2 protein-coding genes are annotated in these 1,093 nt (G+C 65.6%); both read left to right on the top strand.

Annotated features, from left to right (window positions below; genetic code table 11):
- Nucleotides 1-632: pentapeptide repeat-containing protein (locus tag HIJ39_RS23065; protein ID WP_207711891.1), on the top strand; the 632-nt coding region annotated here is incomplete at its 5' end.
- Nucleotides 633-665: 33 nt separating this feature from the next.
- Nucleotides 666-1,093 (top strand): hypothetical protein (locus tag HIJ39_RS23060; RefSeq protein ID WP_207711890.1); only part of this gene is annotated, 428 nt, incomplete at its 3' end.

Here is a 1,093-nt window from a genome sequence, read left to right as displayed (position 1 = left end):
ATCAGGAGCAATTGGCGCGGGCACTCGATCAGCACGAAATGTGGCTGCTTACGCGTGGCCAAGCCGGGCAGCGGGCCGACCTGCGCGGGGAATTTTTGCCGGAGGCAGATTTTTCGGGGCGGGATCTGCGTGGCGCCGATTTCCGGCAAAGTGAGCTCAGCGGAGCGGATTTTACCGCCTGCGATCTGCGGCACGCGAATTTTTCGGAGGCGAATGCGTCGCAGGCCAATTTCAGCGGGGCGCGGCTCGACTCGGCAACCATGTGGCGGGCCGACCTGCGCGGCGCGTCCTTCGAAGATGTTTCGGCGCGTGACGGCATGCTGCGCAGCGTCACCGCGCGGGGGGCCAATTTCCGGGATGCTGATCTGCGGGGCAGTGATTTTTCTGGCGCCGATCTCCAGGATTGTATCCTCAGCGGGGCGGATCTCCGCCGGGCTCGGCTGGCCGGGGCGAATCTAAGCGGGGCCGATCTCCACACAGTCCTTCGACCCACCCGGTTGCGCGGAGTGGATCTGACCGGCGCGACGCTCACCGGAGCCAACTTGAGTGGGGCGGATTTGGCGGGGGTGGACCTACGCCACACCGAGCGCACCAACCCGCAAGAGGAGAGCGAGTACGAGGCGGGCGATTAATGCGCCTCACAAAATATTGGAGGTGGTTTCCAGATGCCCAGTAATCGATCCAACCGGCGGCTTCCGCTGCTGGCAGACGGACCGCTCGAAATGCGGCCCCTGCCGGATGCCCCCGAGACGTGGTCAGAGCGGTTCCGGCTGGCCGGGGATCCGCGTACCTCGGCAGAAATGCTTAGGGTGCTGGCAGGCGACCGAGATGAAGCGATTCGGAGGCGGGTGGCCGACAACCCCGCCACCCCGCCCATTGTGCTGTCGGCCATGGTGGATGATGTGATCTCCGTTCGCAAGGCCGTCGCGGCGAATCCTGCGACTCCAGCCTTTGTTCGGGCGGAACTGGCCAAGGATGCCGTTTGGATCGTCCGCGTCTCGGCCCAGGTGGGGCCGCTGTCGGATCGTAATGCGCCGCCACCGCGTCCTCTCCCGCATCTCCCGTTACGGTTGCCGCCGGTGGTGGGGGTCGA

This window comes from Sulfobacillus harzensis (assembly GCF_012933365.1).
In the GTDB taxonomy this organism is placed as follows: domain Bacteria; phylum Bacillota; class Sulfobacillia; order Sulfobacillales; family Sulfobacillaceae; genus Sulfobacillus_B; species Sulfobacillus_B harzensis.
The sequence above is the reverse complement of the archived record's forward strand: the minus strand, read 5'-3'. Positions and strand labels throughout refer to the sequence as shown.